Source organism: Polaribacter sp. NJDZ03 (genome assembly GCF_019263805.1).
In the GTDB taxonomy this organism is placed as follows: domain Bacteria; phylum Bacteroidota; class Bacteroidia; order Flavobacteriales; family Flavobacteriaceae; genus Polaribacter.
On the sequence record NZ_CP079195.1, the window covers coordinates 3,493,398 to 3,513,001 of the forward strand.

Below are 19,604 nucleotides of genomic sequence, written 5' to 3' on the forward strand. Positions count from 1 at the left end.
AAATTAAGATGAGAACTTTTGCAATAGGAGACATTCACGGAGGCTTAAAAGCATTACTTCAGGTATTAAATAAGCTTGAATTAAAAGATGGTGATAAAATTATTTTCATGGGAGACTATGTAGATGGTTGGAGTGAATCTGCACAAGTTATTCAGTTTTTAATAGAATTATCTCAAAAATTCGATTGTATTTTTATCAAAGGAAACCATGATGTTTGGTGCCAGAACTGGCTAGAAGATGCTAATGATGTAAATCCCTCTTGGTTTATGCATGGCGGTAAAGAAACCATGGAGAGTTATGAGGGTTTTTCTGCAGAAGAAAAACAAAAACATGTTGCTTTTTTTGATAATTTACCTCTACATTATATAGATACAGAAAACAGGTTATTTTTACATGCGGGTTTTACTTCTATGCACGGAGTAGAAAAAGAGGAATTTAAAGAGTTGTTGTACTTAGATAGGTCTTTGTGGGAAATGCTTTTAGGGCTAGATAAAACGATTGAAAAAGAGTCTGTTTTTTATCCTAAAAGAATACAGCATTATAAAGAAATTTACATTGGGCACACACCAACCACCAATTATAATAACCCTAACCCAATGAATATTGCTAATGTTTGGAATGTAGATACTGGAGCTGCTTTTAAAGGTAAAGTAACAGGCTTAAATATTGATACAAAAGAGTTTGTACAAAGTGATGATTTACCAAGTTTATACCCTGATGAAAAAGGAAGAAATAAATAAGTATTAGAAGCTATTTCCTGCTTTCACTACTCGCTTTTTTTGTAAAAAAAAAACAAAAAAGAGCTCAAACAGACCGTTCAATCAGGGCTAAGAGTATTTGCCAAGTTTCGTTATTTTTTAACCAACGGATACATTTCTTGATGAATAAAGTCTTTCGGAAACTTTTTTTCATCATCAAAACCTAATTCGATATCTCTACCAGAATATGGAATATAATTTGTTTTAAAAATGTAATCCCAAATACTTAACGTTATCCCAAAGTTTACCCCGTTTTTTCTATCTTCTGGCAACTCTTTTACATGATGCCAAATATGCATTTTTGGGTTGTTTAAAATATATTTTAACCAACCATAATCCCAATTAATATTCGCATGGTTTAAGTGCCCAATCGTAATATTAAAAAAGTGTACAAAGACAACATCTTGTGCAGAAAAACCTCCAATAATTGCCAACGGAACGTATCTTAAAGAATTGTAAACCACCGGTTCCATCCAATGGTATCGTAAGTGTGCAGCAAAGCCCATTTCTTTAACCGAATGATGTACTTTATGAAAATTCCAAAGAAATTCGAATTGATGTAATAGTCTGTGAGTCCACCATTGTACAAAATCGATCACAATAAAAAAGATAAATATTCTAACAAAAAACGGATAGTTATTAATTTCTAACAACTGAAAACTGGTAATAGATAAACCTACAATACCTAAAATATCATTAAACAATTCTGCTGCCGAATTAGATAAGGCAATGAGGACAATTAAATTTAGTAAGAAGAAATTAAAGAACATATAAAAGGTGTCTAACCAAAAATCTTTTCTAAAAATTGATTGATTTTTACGCCAAGGAAAAAGTATTTCTAATCCCCAAACTACTAAAGAAATTACAATTAATCCGTAAAAATAATTCTCCCAATCTAGTTCCATTAAAACAGATTGCTTTACGTAATTCCAATAACCGGAATAAGAGTCTTTTATGATATCTAGGTATTTGTTCATTATGTTGGTAATATTGCCCCTTCAGGTTTTTAAAACCTGAAGGGGTTAACGTACTCTAATTTTGTTTAAATTAAACTATATCACTTTTATAACCTCCTTAAACAATGCAATCATTTTAGGTTCTGCTTCACCTGCAATAGCTATAATTTCTGAAATATCTACAGATTGTAAATTTTTAGGATCACATTCATCCGTTAACACAGAAATGGCTGCACAAGGTAAATTTAGTTGTTTTGCAACAATAACTTCAGGTACCGTACTCATACCAACGGCATCTGTTTCTAAAATTTGCAACATTCTATATTCGGCTCTTGTTTCTAATTGTGGGCCTAATACACTGGTGTAAACGCCTTTGTGTAATAAAATATTTTGCTCTTTGGCAATCTTAATAATTTTACTATTTATTTCTTCGGAATATGGTGCTAACATATCTGCAAAAATATTTCCAAAATTATTGGCTCCTTTAAAAGCTAAAGGAGAACTTCCTTGCAAATTAATATGATCTTCAATTAGCATTAACTCTCCTTTTTTATAAGATAAGTTAATGGCTCCTGAAGCATTAGAAATTAGTAGGTTTTTAATGCCTAAACCGTGCATGGTTCTAATTCCGTAAGTTACTTCCCAAGCATTATAGCCTTCATATAAATGAAAACGACCTGCCATTATAATTACCTTTTTGCCAGACAATTCTCCATAAATTAATTTACCAGAATGAAACTCTACCGTTGCCACTGGGAAATTTGGTATTTCTGAATACAGAATTTCTTTTTCAATAGCAACTTCATTTACTAATTTCCCTAATCCTGTTCCTAAAACAATTCCTATTTCTGGATTTGTAATTCCGTTTGATTTTAAAAAATCGATGGTTTCTTGTAATTGTTGTTTTTTCATTTTGTTGTCTGGTCGAGCGCAGTCGAGACCTAAATTATATTCCCTTCTGGACTGAATTCTAGGGAAATTTGTTATTGTAAAAATTGTTGAAATGCAGAATGATGCTCAATATCTTCAAAAACATCCACATCATTTAGTTCTTTTAACAAAAATACTGCTTTATCTTGTAAATCTATTAATGTATCTTTTCTAACTGAAGCCTTTCCCCAATCTTTATTTTTAAAGATATCTTCTTGTAAAGCATTCATTCCTAAAAGATAATAACCACCGTCTTCTGCAGGTCCTAAAACCACGTCATTAGAGTCTAGTTGTTGGAATGCATTTTCTATATTTTCTGAGGTTAAATCAAACAAATCGCTACCAATAATCATAACTTTTTGATACCCCGCGGCAAAACTATGTTTAAAAGCATTTAACATTCTAATGCCTAAATCTTCTCCTACTTGTTGGTGTTTTTGATAGCTTTTTGCATCCCAAATATCATTTTCTCTAATTTTTACAGAATAATAAACCGCTTTATCAGATGTTACTTTAGAGGTTATTTCTTTCGTTTTATCTAATAAGAATTTATAGATTTCTAAAGCTTTCTCATCACCAACGGTTTTAGCCAAACGTGTTTTTGCTTTGCCTAATTCTGGGTTTCTGGTGAAGATTAGGAGTAAGTTTTTACTTTTTATTTTATTTTCCATTAATGTATCAAGTTTTCATCACTTAGAAACATAGACTAAGTTTTTAATGTAGTAAGAATTATATTTTAACCTATTTTTATTTTAACAAAAGAGTGATCACAGAAAACTGTTACTGTATACTGCAAACTTATTTTAAAAATTACAACAGTGAAAACTGTATACTAAAACGGATTACTTTTTAATAAACCTTCTCTCCTTTAAAAAGCCATTTGCTCCACTCTTTATTAAAAGTATGTATTTTTTCTGTCTGGTTACCTAAAGTATCAATGACTTGATAATTATTGTTTTTCCACTCAAAAATTCCGCCATATAAATTAAAAACATTCGTATACCCTTTTTCAATTAATTGATGCGCAACAATTTCTGAACGAATACCTAATGAACAATACACAACAATTTTTGCACTTTTGTCTTTTGGCAGTTTCTCTAAAGTTTTAGTGATATTAAAATGATCAAAACCTACAAGAATAGCATTTTTTAAATGACTGACTTTATATTCTTTTTCTTCTCTAGCATCTAAAAGAAAAGTTTTTGTAGTTGCTAATGTATCTACAGAAATATAAGGAACATTGTTCTTGTTGAATTTGTTTAACAATTTATCTAACTTTTTTTGTGCAGTTAGTGTTGATGTTATTAGTAGAAAAAGAATTAAAATTTTCTTCATTTTATAGGTATTCCTTTGGTAAGTGTTATTTGACTTTAATTTCTATAGCGATTTTTTTAGAGTATTCTTAAAAGGTAAGTCAGCTTATATAAAGCTATAAAGTTAAAGTTTTTTTTGTTTTATACAATTGTCAAATCCTTTTATAATAGACAAAGAACTTGTTTCCAAGTTCTTTGTTGTGGGGTATGGTTCTTGCAAATTTTATTTAATGTGCAACGGCATACTTATTTTTGATGTTTTATATGAAAATTAAAAATATTATTTTCCGTTTAAAGTCCAATCATATTTTAGATAACTAATTTTTGCTTTCGGGTTTATTTTAGTTTCTGAGTATTTGTTTAAAAAATCGATAATTGAACCTTTTTTAGTAAAATCTTCTTTAAACCAATCGAAAATTGATGAGATTTGAATTTTTTTAGCAGAAATTTTATTTCTCGTAGGGTCGTTTACAAAACCTTTTATTAGTTTATCTAAGGTTGCATCTACATTCTCTTCTGTAAAAGCTTCGTTTCCTAATTTAGGACAAGAACCAGAAGCACAATTTACACCTACATGAATTCTTGGGTCAAATAAATTTTTACGTAAAATGGTATGTTCAATATCATCTAAAGTATATGTTTTTCCGCCTACTATTGCAAAAGGAGTTTTCCAAGCAGTTTTTCCTTTTTGTTTGATGTCTGTAATGCTTTTTAGAGGATAATTATCTAAAATAATTTTAATGGTGTATGCGTTGTATGCATTCATCCAAAATGCTTTTTGTTTATTGGTAGACCAAGAACTAGTTGGTGTTGTTTTTTCTAAATAAGAAATGTAGCTGTCTAATTTAGCTTCCTCTTTTTTTAATGATTTGTAATCTACAATTCCGCTTTTGGTAACGTGCTGTTGCAATAAGCTGTTAAAAATTGATGTTTGTGCGTTTACTTGTGATAAAGTAAAAAGAGTAACTAGTGTTAAAAGTATTTTTTTCATTTTTATATAATTTCTATTAGTATAGACGAAATGTTTTTTAGTTGATTACAAAAATGATTCCAATTCTTGTTAAATTAAGATTAATGTGTTCTATTATTCAATTTAAAGAGGTGAAGTTATTAAAAAAAAATAGCTTTTTTAGTTTTACAATAGGTCTTTTAAGTGGTTTAGCCCCGATTGAAGCAATTGTTTGAGCTCTTTTTGTTTTTACAAAAAAGCGAGTGCGGAAAGCGGGATTAGCTTCAAATAAAAATGATTATTTTTGCAGCCAATTAAAAGAATAAATAGTTACTAAAATACATATTTTATGAAAGCATATATTTTTCCGGGTCAAGGAGCGCAATTTACAGGAATGGGATTGGATTTATACGAAAAGTCTGCATTGGCGCAAGAATACTTTGAAAAAGCAAACAAGATTTTAGGGTTCTCGATTACAGATATTATGTTTGAAGGAACTGCAGAGCAATTAAAGGAAACGAAAGTTACGCAGCCTGCAATCTTTTTACACTCGGTAATTTTAGCGAAAGTTTTAGGAGATTCTTTTAAACCAGAAATGGTTGCAGGACATTCTTTAGGAGAATTATCTGCCTTGGTTGCAAATGGAGTTTTAACTTTTGAAGATGGTTTAAAATTGGTTTCTAAACGTGCTTTGGCAATGCAAAAAGCATGTGAAGCTGCACCAAGTACAATGGCGGCAGTTTTAGGTTTGGCAGATACTATTGTGGAAGAAACGTGTGCAGAAATAGATGGAGTAGTGGTTGCTGCAAATTATAATTGTCCTGGGCAATTGGTTATTTCTGGTGAAATTGCTGCGGTTGAAAAAGCGTGTGCTGTTTTAACTGAAAAAGGAGCAAAGAGAGCTATATTATTACCTGTTGGTGGTGCGTTTCACTCGCCAATGATGGAGCCTGCAAGAGCTGAATTAGCAGCTGCTATTGAAGCAACTACTTTTAGTAAACCTACATGTGCTGTGTACCAGAATGTGGTTGCAAAGGCAGTTACGAGTCCGGAAGAAATTAAAGAGAATTTAATAGCACAATTAACGGCACCAGTAAAATGGACACAATGTATACAAGCAATGATTGCTGATGGTGGTACAGAATTTGTTGAGGTTGGACCGGGTAAAGTGTTACAGGGTTTAATGCGTAAAATTGATAGATCTGTTGCTGCTTCTGGAGCAGTTTTGTTTGAATAGATTTTATGAAATATTTTATATAAAAAAAACGAACTTGTGAGAGTTCGTTTTTTGTTGTTGCTAATTTTTAGTTTCGTTACCGTTTAGTACATGAAGCGTAGCATTCTTTATATAGATTGCTATTAGCCGGTCTTTAATTTAGATTTTTTATAAACTCATTACTATATTTTAATAATTCATTTAATGCGGTTTCTTCCATTGGGTAATGACCACCACCTTTTAGAATCTTTACAGTGTAAGGTGCTTTTATTCCTTTCATTGAAATTTCGCTTAAGTGTAAAGGTGTCCAATTATCTTTTTCTGGCTGTGTTAAAAGGATAGGACATTTGTCAAATTCAGCTACCGGAATAGGTAAATTATAGTGAGTATAATCATACAAAAATTGCAATTGTATATTTGCCCCTGCTGATGCATTGTCTTCTAAGAAAATTTTTAACGCTTGTTTATTGTTTGTTAAAGCATTCATCTTAGAGGCAGCTTTCATTGGAAATGGTACTCGTTTTATACCCATTTTTATTAAAAGGTTAGCAATTGGAAAAAGAAACCAATTAGACCAACCAAATTTTGCAGTTGCTTTACCTACTTCTTTATCGTCATTTTTTAAAAAACACATTCCTATTATTCCGTGAACTTCGTCCATATGACAAGCAGAATTGTAGCAAAGCATTCCGCCTGCACTTAATCCGTAAAGAACGGGCTTTTTATAATCTCGTTTGGTTTCTTCGTTAACGAAGTCTGCAAAGCAATGAACCCAATTATCGTACGTAATATCTTTCTGGTTTACTTCGGTCATTCCGTAGCCTAAGTTGTCCATAGCAACAACATCATAGCCCAGTTCTGCTAATTTATGACCCAAAATCATATTCATCTGTCTACCGTTTGTTCCAACTCCGTGATGAAGAAAAATTCGATATTCTGATTTTGAATTTGGATACCGGTCAAGATGAATTTGATTGCCTTTCCAATCCCAAGATTCTTCTACCGGATGGTTATTTTCTTTAATTTGAAAGTCGAAGGGAAGTAAAGCGTTTATTTCTTTCCAAGCAACATTTGAATTGTATGATTTCATTTTTATTCAATTTATAGTGTGAAATTGCTATTATATGTTAGCGTAAAAATTACGTACTAAAAGTATAAGGTATTATCTTTTAAAATGGTTGCAATGTTTTCTATCAGCAGTTAACGTAGTTAGCTTTTAAAAACCTAGAGACATATTAAATGAATTATTTTGAGATTGTTTTTAAAATTCTCATTATTATTTTGTGGTATTAAATTTAGGTAGAAAATAATACAAACAATAAAGCATTGCTACATAAGTAAAAATAAGGACAGGCATATTGGTGTTAAAACCTAAATCAAATGCTGGTATACTTAAAATTTCTCTAAAAGAACGTGTTGCAATTAGTGACATAAAAACAATTCCATAAGCGAAAACAGAAATTATAGCAACTCTGTTTTTAGTGGTTCGTATAATTCCTTTTTTTGCCTCTCCTTTAAAGAAATATAAAAGTGATCCAATGATGAATATTACTTCTATAAAAATAGCTAAATATACGTTGGAAGCATATAAACCAAGACCAGCGTCCATTGTGCCAGATCCAAACAGATGATGCATATGGCCAGAAAAGAAATCTAATATAAAATGTACCAATACTAAAGCCATACTTACTAATCCTATTTGCGTGCTTTTAAATAATAATTTTCCAAATATAAATGCAATAGCTAGCCAAAATAATAAAGGTGCTAAATCATGGCTATATAACATATCTACAGCCATATTACTTAAAGTGGCATCAAAAGCATCACTTGGCTCAGTAACTTCAAGACCTAAATAATGGAAGGTAAACCACAATAGATCCTGTAATTGTGATATGATTAAAAAATAAAGTAATGTTCCTTTTGGGAACTTTTGTTTGGCAATTAATGCGGTGGTAAAATGTCCTGCTAACATAGTTTTTGTTTTAAATTTTGTATTTTTGCTATTGAATTGAAAGCAAAAATAATAATTACTTTCGAATTGAAAGTAATAATCTGTTGAAAATGAAAAAAGAATTTCGTTCTGGTTGTCCAATCTCTTCTACCTTAGATGTTATAGGAGATAAATGGTCTTTGTTAATTATACGAGATATGTTAATTAAACATAAAAAGACATTCAAAGAAATATCTAATTCGGACGAAAGTATAGCCCCTAGTATTTTGTCTGCACGATTAAAATTATTAGAGTCTTATAAATTAATTTTCAAGACAAAAATTCCTGAAAATAAAAAAGAGAATATTTATCTGTTAACAGATAAAGGAATTCGTTTAACTCCAATAATTATAGAGTTCAGTTTGTGGGGAGATGCTAATATGCGAGAATTTAATAAAATAAAGGATATAAAAGGTTTGAATTTAGATAAGTCTTATGGTATTCAATCAGTTCAAGGTCGTTATAATTCTATGTTACTTAATTTCTGATAATGTTGCTATCAAATGGTATGCAGCCCTAATGATATGAAATCGTTTTTTTATTCATTCTTTATTTTGTCTCTATGAGTTAATCCCCAGTCTCTCATCGTTTCAATTACTTTATCTAAAGATTTTCCATAATCCGTAAGACTATATTCAACAGAAACAGGTATTGTATTAAATACCTCTCTGTTTATTAGTCCATTTATTTCTAATTCTTTTAATTCCTTAGATAACATTCTTGGAGTTATTCCTTCAATTTGACGTTCTAATTCTTTAAATCTGTGAATTTTAAAAGAAAGAGCTATAATAATTGGTAATCTCCATTTTCCACCAATGATATCTATGACATCTCGAACAGGAAGAATAAATTTTTTACATTCTGTAGGTGTGTAAATATCCGTTTCAGTCTTTTTTTTGTTCATCTTTAGATTTATTTAGATTAGCCACTATACTAAAGTATACTACTATCTTTTAGTATAGTGATATACTTTGTATAGCAAATTTACTATAAATTTGTGAATCTTAATAAAAGGATATTAAAATGAAAAAAACACTAATTTTAAGTTACACTCCAAGAGAGAATTCAAATACAAAAAAAATGCTTGATTTCTTTATCGAAAATAATCAAGAAAAAACAGCAATAACATTTATTGACTTGGCAGAAGAAGCGCCAGATTTATTATTAAAAGAAAATTTGAATCTTTATGTAAATAGAAATTTTGGAGGTGTAGAGCTTACTGATGAAGAACAGAAAGTTTTAGCTAAAAATGATAAAATGATGCAACAATTATTGGATACCGATTTTGTTGTCTTGGCAAGCCCTATGTATAATTTTTCAGTTCCTGCAACCGTAAAAGCTTGGTTTGATGCAGTTATACAGGCTGGAAAAACTTTTGGATATACTGAAACTGGAATTAAAGGGTTTTGTGAAAACACAAAAGCTTTGATATTAATGACAAGTGGTAGTGATTTTGGAATAGAGCCTTATAAAAGTGTTAATTTTGCGACTCCTTTTTTAATAACAGCATTTAATTTTCTTGGAATTCCTGCTCAAGCTATCAATAAGTTTGGTATGATAGAGTATGCAGACAAATCGAATCAAATGATAGCCGATGCAAAAGAAGAAATTAAAGTAGTAAGTAATCAATGGTATTAATTAGTATTCATTTTAAGTTATTTATATAGTAGTAAGGCTATTAAGTTTTTTTTGCTTAAAATAATTAATTTAAGAATAAGAAAAGCCCCAATTTTAAAGTTGAAATTGGGGCTTTTCTATGGAATTATCTTAAATTTAATTTTTAATTCTCTGTGTTTTATTTAATAAAATTGGTTCTCCGTACCCTAATTCTTTCATTCTTTCTAATTGTGTTTTTGCATCACCAACAACTAACCAAATCATTTTATTAGGATTTACATATTTGTTAGCCAATGCTGTAATTTGTTCTTTGGTCATGTTATTAACGGTGTTTTCTTGCTCTTTTACATAATCTGCACTCCAACCATAATCGCTAATATTAGACAACATATTTAATTTTGCTCTAGAGGTTTCAAAAGCTCTTGCGTTACTTTTAATTAAGAAACTTTTTGTAGTTTCTAAATCTTTATCAGAAAAAGTAGTTGGGTATTCTTCTAGAATTTGCTTTACCAATAGAGCAGATTCTAAAGTAACATTAGTTCTTACACTGCTAGAAATGGTAAAAGCACCTTTTGCTTTTGTACCAGAAAACCTAGAGCCAATTCCGTATGTATATCCTTTTCCTTCACGTAATTCTTGTGTTAAACGAGAAGCAAAACCACCACCACCTAAAATATAATTCATCACAGAAGCGGCATAAAAATCTTTATCAGTTGCCGCTAAAGCGGGTGTGCCAAACTGTATAACAGATTGTTTTGCATTCGGAATATCATAAAAATAAACAGTAGGTTTAGTTGGTGTTTCTGGTGTTATGTAAGTTGGAATTGTAACTTCTTTAGCTTTCCAATTAGTATTTAAAGTTTCTAAAGAAGCAATTACTTTTTCTTTAGAAATATCACCTACAACCAACATTTTAGCTACAGAAGGAGAAATGTACTTGTTGTAGTACGTTTTTAAATCTTCTATAGAAATTGTTTCTACGGATGTTGTAGATCCTAAAATATTTTTAGAACGGATGTTTTCTTTTCCATAAATTAATTCATTGTAAGCATTTCTTGCTACAGAATTAGGGCTCGCTTCTTGCTGACGTAAATTAGCAATAGTAGCTTTTTTAAGTAAATCGAATTCGTTTTCATCGAACCTTGGTTCTAATAAAATTTCTTGGGCTAAAGCCAATGTTTTATCATAGTTTTTAGCTAAAGTTGTTCCGCTTAAAGTTATGTTTTCAACATCTGAATAGACATAAATAGAAGCGCCTAATTCTTGAATAGCTTCTTCTAATTCTTTTACACTTTTGTTTTTGGTTCCTTTATTTAATAAATCTGCAGTTAAGTTAGCAACACCTAATTTATCCATAGATTCTAATAATTGGCCTCCATCTATTGTTATATTAAAACGAACTAAAGGCACTTCATCATTTTCAATTCCAAAGATTTTTAAACCATTTTTTAAACTACTTTCGTATACTTTAGGAACTGCTAAAGAAGGGGTTTCACCATAATTTGGTTCTACACTTCTGTCAAAAGAAGAAGGTGTTTTCTCGTACGTTGCAGCAATTTTAGCATCAAAATTTTCTTCTGCACCTGTTACAATTTTTTCTTCAACAACATCTGCTAATTGAGAATTTGTTACTGCTAATTCGGCACTACTTTTAGGAACAAAACTGGTTGCTATATAATTTTTATTTTTTATATATTTATTATAAACACGCATTACATCTTCTGTAGTTACAGATAGTGTTCTTTTAATATCTTCTGTTACAAAGCCTGGGTTGCCCAAATAGGTGTTATAAGATGCAAGGTTGGTTCCTTTACCTAAAACGCTAGAAAGACTTGCGTAAAAATTAGTTTCCTGACCTGCTTTAATTCTATTTAAATCTTTTTCTGAAATTCCTTCAGTTTCAAACTTAGCCAATCCTTTTTCAACTCCAGCTTTTACATCGTCTAGTTTTACATTGTTAAAAGCTCGGATAGAAATTTGAATTTCACCTGCCAATTCAGAATTTCTACTGTACATACCTGTTCTAGAAGTCAATTTTAAATCATCAACTAAAACTTGATTAAGAGGGGCTGATTTACCATCTGTTAAATATTGAGACAACACATCTAGCGCATAAGAGTCCGGATTGTATTGCTCTACAGTTGGCCAAACCATTGTTAATTGCGGAACTCTGGCAAAGTTATCTTCGTAATATAAAAACTTGGTTTCTTTAACAATACCAGGTCTTTTAGTCAATGCAGGTATTTCTTCTTTTCCTTTTGGTATTTCATCAAAATATTTGTGAACCCATTCTGTAGCTTGTGCAATATCTATATCTCCAGACAAGACTAAAGTAGCATTGTTTGGTACGTACCATTTCTTATAAAAATCTTTTACGTCTTGTAAGGTTGCATTTTGTAAGTCTTCTAAAGAGCCAATAACTTGCCAGTTATATGGATGGTCTTTTGGGTATAAGTTTTTACCAATTACATATTGGTTATGTCCATACGGTCTGTTATCTATACTTTGTCTTTTTTCGTTTTTAACAACTTGTTTTTCTTTTGCTAAAACGGGGGCTGTAACGGTGTTTATAAAATAGCCTAATTTATCTGCTTCTGCCCAAATCATTTTTTCTAAACCATCTTTTGGTATGGTTTGTAGGTAATTTGTTCTGTCTCTAGAGGTAGATCCATTAGCACCAGAACCACCAATTTTAGCACTCATTTTGTCTAGACCACCTTTCCCTAAATTTTCTGATTCTAAGAATAATAAATGTTCAAATAAATGAGCAAAACCCGTTCTACCTTCCACTTCCCTTGCAGATCCAACATGCACCATTAATTCTACTGCTACAACAGGATCTGATTTGTCTACATGAAAAACAACATCTAAGCCGTTTTCTAGTTCAATTTTTTTATAATTGATACTCAGTTCTGGTGTGTTTTCTTCGGATGATTTTTTACAACTTAATAAGCAAGTTGTTGCTAAGAGTACAAGTAATATTTTTTTCATTTTGGTTGATTTTAAGCTTTTAAAAATACTATTATTTATTGATGAGCATATTTTTGTGTTGTTAAATATAATGCAAAAAAAATCCTAAACTTTAGTTTAGGATTTTGAATATTATTTAGATAAAACACAGTCTTCACAATCTTTAATTTCTCCGTAATATGTTTCTCTATATTTGTGTACCGTTTCTATAGGTATGATATTAAATAATCTTTTTTGAATGTAGGTTACATTGGTGTGTAGTTTTCCCATTTTGGGCGTAAATCGTTTTTCTAAGCGTGTTTTTCTTTTAATTTTAATCAGTTTCATGTTTTCTAGTATCATTAATAAATCGGCTACAAAGTTATCGGGAATTGAAAGGGCAGTCTATTTATAACTGTTAAAATCCGATAAAAGAGTGAAGAAACATGAATGTGTAAAATATTACAAGTAGGTTTTATGGATATGATATTCTAAGGGTGATATAATTATCATATAAGAACATTAAAAGGCAGGAAACTGATTGAATAGCTTGAGAATTACTTGTAATTAATGGTTTTTGTTTCTGGTTTGGGTGAATTATGAACTGTTTTTGTAAATCTACTAAAACTTAGTTATAAATTATTTGTCAAATAATCAATCAGATTTAGATAGAGATTTTTTTCCACCTTTATTTTCTTTTATGATCATACTTCATAAAATAGGAGATTGATGTACCTATTAAATATTCTAAACTTATGAATTAAGCAGCAAAACGAGTTTTAATTATTGCTGACGGCGTCAATTGTTTATAGAAAAGAAGTTACGCGTTATTCATTTTCATAATCATGTACAAATGTGATGAAAGGACTGCTAGCCATTAAGTTCGGGTTCGTTCCTTCAATTCCTTCAGGAATTGGTTGGTTGCGTGTTTCATAGTACTTTTTCCAACTAGGCATAGGGTTTCCTGTGCTGTCGTTAAATGTCATTGGGTGCGTAAGAAAAGGAACAGAGTCTTTAGGTAAGTCTTGAGAAGAAAACATTTTATAAACTAATTCGGAACAATAATAAGAATTGTCATCCCATAAAAAAATCTCATCATAAGGTGTGTTTATTCTTTCAATACCATAGGCTATTGCTTTAGAAATATAAGGTTGGTAATAACTATCTAGTCTAGCCACTGTGGTTTGAGACTTGTTGAGTTTATTTTTATTTCTATTCAGAAACTTTTGCAATGGAGTCTGACGAATACCTTCTTTTGGAATCGCTTCTACTACAAACCATTCTTTATTTTTTTGCATTGCCATGCCAACATGCGAATAGTTTTTAGAAACCGAAGTTGCCGTTACGTCTTTAATGGCATTGTCTATCTCACCTGTTCCTGTATTTTGAAATAGTAAATCTCCTTGTTGCAATTCAAATTTATTCTTTTGACTAGTTTTGCAACTGAATAAAATTAAAGAGAGTATAAGGAAAGGATAAGTCTGATTTAATATTTTATTCATGATTTATTGTTACTAAATTTAGGAATCGCAAAATTACAACGAACTAAATAAATCTAGAATTATTTGAGATTTTTATTTTAACAATTAACCAAGCATGTTTTCTACCCGATTGATAAGTTTTAATAGATTTAGCTGAATTTATCTAATGATATTTATAAAAAAAACGAACTTGTAAAAGTTCGTTTTTTTTAGTTATTGTATGATGTTTTGTGTTTTACTAAAGTTTATGTATTAAGAGAGACGGTGTCTCTCTTAGTAAAATACACGTTTATTTAGAGGAGAATAATTAACTTTAATTATTTCTAATTATTGGACCAAGTTCCTTTTTTAATTTTTCAAACTCTTCTTTAGTCATCATTTCGATTTCCATTAATTCTTTACCCTCTCTTAATTTTGCAATAGCTTCATCTCTTGTCATTTTTCTGTTTTTCAACAAAACTTCACCAGATTCAATAGCTAATTCAGTATTCATTACGCTTAAATATTTATTTATACCAAAAGCTTTGCCATTCATTTCTCCTAAAACCATTACTAGATATAGCGGTTTCTTTTTACTTCCTTGATGATAAGCTTTTATTTCTTCAACTATAGCTTTAGTATTTTTTAAGCTATTACTAGCCATTGTTTCAGCATCTCCGTTTAAGGAAGACATAACACTTCCAAAACCTGCAGGTCTTCCCATTTTTATAAATTCATAAGTTTTTTTCGCAGTGCTTCTTGTGCTTGAAATTCCTCCTCTAGCCTTATTTCCATAACTACCAGAGTATGTTTTAGAGCTAAATTCTTGTGAAGTTGGATATCCTAAAATAATAGTATCTCCAATTTTAATTACATTGTTATTAATTGTTTTATACTTTTTTACTAAAGTTCTATTTTTTATATCCTTAAAAAAGTTAATGTCTTGAGTGTTCTCGTAAGTAAGAGAATCTATCTCCTTTTGAGCATTTAAGTTTGTTGTTACTAATAGTATAAATGTAATTAGAGTAAAAATTTTTTTCATAGTATTGTTTTTAATTTTTTATTTATTTAGTTAACGAAGTTAACATTTTTGGTCTATTGAAACAAACCAAACCAAGCATGTTTTTTGCTGTTTTTTTAAGGTTTTATTTTTTTAAACTAAGGTTTACAACTTGTTTAATATTCTAAATCTCCGTATAATTCGTCCCTTTCCATGTGTTTTCTAACCCCACTTGCTTATCAATTTTGGCAACCATTTCAAAATTTTTAAGTCCGTTGTATTTTGGGAAAATAGTAAGATTTAAAAATATTGCAATCGAATTTATAGAGGTTGGATATGGGGAGTTATTGAAATGTTTAATGAGTCTTTAAAATGAAAAAACGAACAAGAAAGAGTTCGTTTTTATTTTTGTGATTGATTTTCGGTTTCGTTAACGTTGTTGTGTTATGGAAAGTTGCGATTTTGTGAACGAGTATTTTCCGCAGGAAAATATAAGTTTGCAAAAATGCAACGACTTTGGGTTAAGCTAAAAATAGCAATTTTTTATACACGGTGTTGTAGCAAGTTTTTTATCCATTCGGACATTCAATTATTGTTATTTCTTCTTTCATTTTAATGTTAATTTCTAAAATATTATTCCTATTGAATAATTCTTTTTTTACATTTCTTTTTTCAGTTTTAAATCCTAAAAAAGAAAATTGGATGATTAATTCATCTTTTTTATTCAAAAGGTCAAATACATTTACTTTATAATCTCCGTTTTCATTCACTTTAATTTTCAAATTTGAGTTTTGAATATTTACATTTACGTATTTGAATGAGTCTCCGACATTATCTTTAATATTACCATAAATTATTAAAGAATCTTTTTCTTTTCTAAATTCAACAGATTTTGATCCAAATATAATTTCAGGCTTAATTTTATTTTCTAAAGGGTAAAATAGCATAGCAGAAGCTATAATTAATAAAAAATATTTCATTTTGTGTTCAGTTTTTAATTTGCTACAACTCTAATGATATTAAATCGTTTCAATGTTTTATATCAGAAGTTAACGAAGTTAGCTTTTTTTGATTTTAGAATCAAACTAAATTAACTCTTTTGTGGTTGTTTTAAGTTGAAAATTAGAGTGTTTTTTATACTTAATTTTTCAAATAAGATGTATAATTCTTCCCTTGCCAAATATTTTCTAATTCCAGTTGTTTATCAATTTTAGCAACCATTTCAAAGTTTTTAAGTCCGTTCCATTTTGGAGCAATTAGCAAATCTATAGGTGCTTGACTAATAAAGCGCTCTATAACAATATCTGGTCTTAATAAAGTAACAAATTTGGTTATAAAGGCAATATAGCTTTCTTGTGTAAACAGATTAAAATCTTCTGGGTTTCGTTTGTATTGAGACGCCATGATAGATTGCTTTACAATCTGTAAATGGTGCAGTTTTAAAGTGTCTATAGGTAGCTTCGAAATTTCAATGGCATGATTAAGCAAATCTTCTTTGGTTTCTCCTGGTAAACCGATAATTAAATGTGCGCCTAAATGAAAACCCCTGTTTTTACATTTATTAAAAGTAGCAATACTATCATCATAAGAATGACATCTGTTTACTTTTTCTAAAGTTTTGTTCGAAGTGCTTTCCACTCCGAATTCTAGAGAAATAAAATATGTTTTTGATAAAAAGGATAAGTAATCGATCACTTCATCAGAAATACAATCGGGTCTTGTTCCAATAACCAAACCAATAACATTAGGAACACTTAACGCTTCCTCGTACATTTTCTTTAAGGATTCAAAATCTGAGTAGGTATTTGTATAAGCTTGAAAATAGGCTAAATATTGTTGCGTTTTATATTTGGTAGAAAACCGAGAAATACCTTCTTCTAATTGTTGTTTTACACTTTTGTTGGGTTCGCAATAATCTGGGTTAAAGGTATCGTTGTTGCAATAGGTGCAACCTCCGTAACCTTTAGAACCATCTCTATTAGGACAAGAAAAGCCAATGTCTAAAGATATTTTTTGAACCCTTTCTCCAAAGGTTAATTTGATAAACGAAGCGTAATCTAAATAACGCTTCCCTGAAATCTTCATGAAAAGTAGTATAAGTATTTAGTTTGTTTTAATCAAAAAAAAACTCCAATCGGTAAAGATTGGAGTTTTTAAGAATTTTATTTTTGAGCTAATTGCCATTTCCAAGAAGACGCTAATGCTTCTTCTAGCGTTTTTTCTGTTTTCCAGTTCAATTCTTTATTCGCAATCGTGGTGTCTGCAAAAGCAGCAGTAATATCACCTTCTCTTCTAGGAACAATTTTATAATTTAAAGGTTTTCCAGAAGCTTTTTCAAAAGCTTTAATTACTTCTAAAACAGAACTACCGGTTCCTGTACCCACGTTAAAGTACTCAAAAGCCTTTTTATTGTTCTTTTTAATCAAACGTTGTAAAGCAGCAATGTGTGCTTTTGCTAAATCTACTACGTGAATATAATCACGAACAGCTGTTCCGTCTACGGTATCATAATCATCACCAAAAACAGATAATTCATCACGCATACCTGCAGCAGTTTGTGTAATATAAGGTATTAAGTTTTGAGGAACTCCTAGAGGTAATTCTCCAATCTTAATAGATGGATGTGCTCCAATTGGATTAAAATATCTTAATGCGATAATATTTAAACCATGTGCTCTACTCGCATCACTTAAAATTTCTTCGCCAATTTGTTTGGTGTTCCCGTAAGTAGATTCTGCTGCTTTTACAGGTGCATTTTCTGTAATAGGCAATTCATCTGCTTGTCCGTAAACGGTACAAGAAGAAGAGAAAATAAAGTTATCTAACTTTCTGTCTCTCATTTCTTGTAATAAATATACTAAAGAACCTAAGTTGTTTTCGTAGTAATCTAAAGGTTTGTGCATGCTTTCTCCAACCGCTTTAAAAGCAGCAAAGTGAATAATACCGTCTACTTTGTTGTTTTCGAAAAAGCTTTTTACATCACTTTTAATTCTTAAATCGATTTGATGAAAATCTGGCTTAATACCTGTTATAGATGTAATGTTATCTAGTACACCGATAGATGTGTTCGATAAATCATCGATAATTACTACTTCAAAACCTTCGTTTTGTAATTCTACAACGGTGTGAGAACCAATAAATCCTAATCCTCCTGTAACTAATATTCTTTTCATTCTGTTTTATTTATGCATCATTAAGAGGAATTATAATGCAGTAATATGTTTGGTTATTATAAGATAGCAATGTTGTTTTTCCTCTAAATAACAATGCTGTCCTTTTTAGTTTACAAAATCTAAAATAGTCTTTGTAATAAACTCTAACTGTTCTTTGTCTAGCTCTGTGTGCATTGGTAAAGAAATTACTGTTTTTATCAACTCATTAGTAACTGGGAAATCACTTTCGTTGTAACGAGTATCTGTATACGCTTTTTGAGAATGCAAAGCTACTGGATAGTATATCGCATTTGGAATTCCGATTTCTAACAAATGTTTGTGCAATGCATCTCTTTTTCCGTTTGTAATTTGCAATGTATATTGATGAAAAACATGGCAATCGCAAGTATCACAAATTTCTCCACAACTTTGTGTTGCGTTCGACTTTGTTACAGGTGTAATAATGTGTTCTGAAGTCGATAATGCTTTGTTGTAAAAACGAGCCGCATTTCTTCTTGCTTCACAATAAGTATCTAAAAGTGGTAATTTTGCTTTTAAAACTCCGGCTTGTATAGAATCTAAACGAGAATTTACACCCACTACATCATGGTAATAACGTGTGTACATTCCGTGATTTACAATTCCTCTAATTGTATGTGCTAATGCGTCATCATTTGTAAAAATTGCACCACCATCTCCATAACAACCTAAATTTTTAGAAGGGAAAAAAGAAGTTGTTCCTACGTTTCCAATAGTACCTGCTTTCTTTTTTGATCCGTCTTTAAAGGTGTAATCTGCTCCAATTGCTTGTGCATTGTCTTCAATTACAAAAAGATTGTGCTCTTTTGCAATTTCCATAACGGCATCCATATTTGCTACTTGTCCGAATAAATGAACAGGTACAATGGCCTTTGTTTTTGGAGTAATTGCTCTTTTTAAAGCTTCAATATCTATGTTGTACGTGTCTGCATCTACATCCACTAAAACAGGCGTCAATTTTAACAATGCAATTACTTCTACAGTTGCTGCAAAAGTAAAATCGGCAGTAATCACTTCATCACCTTGTTCTAAACCTAATCCCATCATTGCTATTTGCAATGCATCGGTTCCGTTTGCACAAGGAATTACGTGCTTTACACCTAGATATTTTTCTAAATCTGCTTGAAATTCATGAACTAAAGGTCCATTTATGTATGCTGAAGTATTTAAAACCTCTTCTATAGAAGAATTTACAGCTTCTTTTATTTGTTGATATTGACCTTGTAGGTCAACCATTTGAATTTTTTTCATATAAAAAATTTTGCTCATCAAAAA

20 protein-coding genes are annotated in these 19,604 nt (G+C 30.4%); 4 read left to right on the forward strand and 16 right to left on the reverse strand.

Going from position 1 to position 19,604, the window contains the following annotated elements:
• Positions 1 to 8 precede the first annotated feature (8 nt).
• Positions 9 to 740: a metallophosphoesterase family protein gene (locus KV700_RS14830; RefSeq protein WP_218598349.1), complete on the forward strand. Its 732-nt coding sequence runs from the start codon at positions 9 to 11 to the stop codon at positions 738 to 740.
• A gap of 110 nt (positions 741 to 850) precedes the next feature.
• On the opposite strand, the gene KV700_RS14835 is transcribed toward KV700_RS14830, so the two are convergent.
• From KV700_RS14835 to KV700_RS14855, 5 genes are all read right to left on the reverse strand, one after another.
• Positions 851 to 1,735 (reverse strand): sterol desaturase family protein, encoded by an 885-nt coding sequence (locus KV700_RS14835; RefSeq protein WP_218598350.1) that lies wholly within the window; start codon positions 1,733 to 1,735, stop codon positions 851 to 853.
• A gap of 75 nt (positions 1,736 to 1,810) precedes the next feature.
• On the reverse strand, positions 1,811 to 2,626 hold the full coding sequence (locus tag KV700_RS14840) for a purine-nucleoside phosphorylase (RefSeq protein WP_218598351.1): 816 nt from the start codon (positions 2,624 to 2,626) through the stop codon (positions 1,811 to 1,813).
• A 71-nt stretch (positions 2,627 to 2,697) separates the two neighbouring features.
• Positions 2,698 to 3,315, reverse strand: a complete 618-nt coding sequence (locus tag KV700_RS14845) for a TIGR04282 family arsenosugar biosynthesis glycosyltransferase (RefSeq protein WP_218598352.1) — start codon at positions 3,313 to 3,315, stop codon at positions 2,698 to 2,700.
• A gap of 178 nt (positions 3,316 to 3,493) precedes the next feature.
• Complete coding sequence (locus KV700_RS14850) at positions 3,494 to 3,979, reverse strand: rhodanese-like domain-containing protein (RefSeq protein ID WP_166386548.1); 486 nt, start codon at positions 3,977 to 3,979, stop codon at positions 3,494 to 3,496.
• 258 nt (positions 3,980 to 4,237) lie between these two features.
• Positions 4,238 to 4,948 (reverse strand): DUF547 domain-containing protein, encoded by a 711-nt coding sequence (locus KV700_RS14855; protein ID WP_166386550.1) that lies wholly within the window; start codon positions 4,946 to 4,948, stop codon positions 4,238 to 4,240.
• Between the two features lie 307 nt (positions 4,949 to 5,255).
• On the opposite strand from KV700_RS14855, the gene fabD reads away from it, so the two are divergent.
• Complete coding sequence (fabD, locus tag KV700_RS14860) at positions 5,256 to 6,143, forward strand: ACP S-malonyltransferase (protein ID WP_218598353.1); 888 nt, start codon at positions 5,256 to 5,258, stop codon at positions 6,141 to 6,143.
• Positions 6,144 to 6,276: 133 nt separating this feature from the next.
• On the opposite strand, the gene KV700_RS14865 is transcribed toward fabD, so the two are convergent.
• Both KV700_RS14865 and KV700_RS14870 read right to left on the reverse strand, forming a co-directional pair.
• Complete coding sequence (locus KV700_RS14865) at positions 6,277 to 7,212, reverse strand: alpha/beta fold hydrolase (protein ID WP_218598354.1); 936 nt, start codon at positions 7,210 to 7,212, stop codon at positions 6,277 to 6,279.
• A 186-nt stretch (positions 7,213 to 7,398) separates the two neighbouring features.
• Positions 7,399 to 8,094, reverse strand: a complete 696-nt coding sequence (locus KV700_RS14870) for a hypothetical protein (RefSeq protein ID WP_218598355.1) — start codon at positions 8,092 to 8,094, stop codon at positions 7,399 to 7,401.
• Positions 8,095 to 8,183: 89 nt separating this feature from the next.
• Between KV700_RS14870 and KV700_RS14875 the strand changes: the two genes are divergently transcribed.
• A complete protein-coding gene (locus KV700_RS14875; RefSeq protein WP_218598356.1) occupies positions 8,184 to 8,600 on the forward strand; it encodes a helix-turn-helix domain-containing protein in 417 nt (138 codons plus the stop codon).
• A gap of 50 nt (positions 8,601 to 8,650) precedes the next feature.
• Here the strand turns inward: KV700_RS14875 and KV700_RS14880 are convergent, their stop codons facing one another.
• Complete coding sequence (locus KV700_RS14880) at positions 8,651 to 9,016, reverse strand: helix-turn-helix domain-containing protein (protein WP_166386560.1); 366 nt, start codon at positions 9,014 to 9,016, stop codon at positions 8,651 to 8,653.
• A gap of 119 nt (positions 9,017 to 9,135) precedes the next feature.
• Here KV700_RS14880 and KV700_RS14885 point away from each other — a divergent pair, with 119 nt between their 5' ends.
• Positions 9,136 to 9,750 (forward strand): FMN-dependent NADH-azoreductase, encoded by a 615-nt coding sequence (locus KV700_RS14885; RefSeq protein ID WP_218598357.1) that lies wholly within the window; start codon positions 9,136 to 9,138, stop codon positions 9,748 to 9,750.
• 135 nt (positions 9,751 to 9,885) lie between these two features.
• On the opposite strand, the gene KV700_RS14890 is transcribed toward KV700_RS14885, so the two are convergent.
• The 8 genes from KV700_RS14890 to KV700_RS14925 form a co-directional block, all read right to left on the reverse strand.
• Positions 9,886 to 12,720 carry a pitrilysin family protein gene (locus tag KV700_RS14890; RefSeq protein WP_218598358.1) on the reverse strand — a complete coding sequence of 945 codons (2,835 nt, stop codon included), beginning with the start codon at positions 12,718 to 12,720 and terminating at the stop codon, positions 9,886 to 9,888.
• 111 nt (positions 12,721 to 12,831) lie between these two features.
• Positions 12,832 to 13,026 (reverse strand): hypothetical protein, encoded by a 195-nt coding sequence (locus tag KV700_RS14895; protein WP_218598359.1) that lies wholly within the window; start codon positions 13,024 to 13,026, stop codon positions 12,832 to 12,834.
• Between the two features lie 479 nt (positions 13,027 to 13,505).
• Entirely contained in the window at positions 13,506 to 14,180 is a 675-nt protein-coding gene (locus KV700_RS14900) for a YiiX/YebB-like N1pC/P60 family cysteine hydrolase (protein ID WP_254712929.1), read from the reverse strand.
• 292 nt (positions 14,181 to 14,472) lie between these two features.
• Positions 14,473 to 15,180, reverse strand: a complete 708-nt coding sequence (locus KV700_RS14905) for a hypothetical protein (protein ID WP_218598360.1) — start codon at positions 15,178 to 15,180, stop codon at positions 14,473 to 14,475.
• Between the two features lie 527 nt (positions 15,181 to 15,707).
• A complete protein-coding gene (locus KV700_RS14910; protein WP_218598361.1) occupies positions 15,708 to 16,118 on the reverse strand; it encodes a carboxypeptidase-like regulatory domain-containing protein in 411 nt (136 codons plus the stop codon).
• 160 nt (positions 16,119 to 16,278) lie between these two features.
• Entirely contained in the window at positions 16,279 to 17,223 is a 945-nt protein-coding gene (locus KV700_RS14915; RefSeq protein WP_218598362.1) for a TIGR01212 family radical SAM protein, read from the reverse strand.
• Between the two features lie 77 nt (positions 17,224 to 17,300).
• Positions 17,301 to 18,311: a UDP-glucose 4-epimerase GalE gene (galE, locus tag KV700_RS14920; RefSeq protein ID WP_218598363.1), complete on the reverse strand. Its 1,011-nt coding sequence runs from the start codon at positions 18,309 to 18,311 to the stop codon at positions 17,301 to 17,303.
• Between the two features lie 105 nt (positions 18,312 to 18,416).
• Positions 18,417 to 19,580: a DegT/DnrJ/EryC1/StrS aminotransferase family protein gene (locus tag KV700_RS14925; protein WP_218598364.1), complete on the reverse strand. Its 1,164-nt coding sequence runs from the start codon at positions 19,578 to 19,580 to the stop codon at positions 18,417 to 18,419.
• Positions 19,581 to 19,604 lie beyond the last annotated feature (24 nt).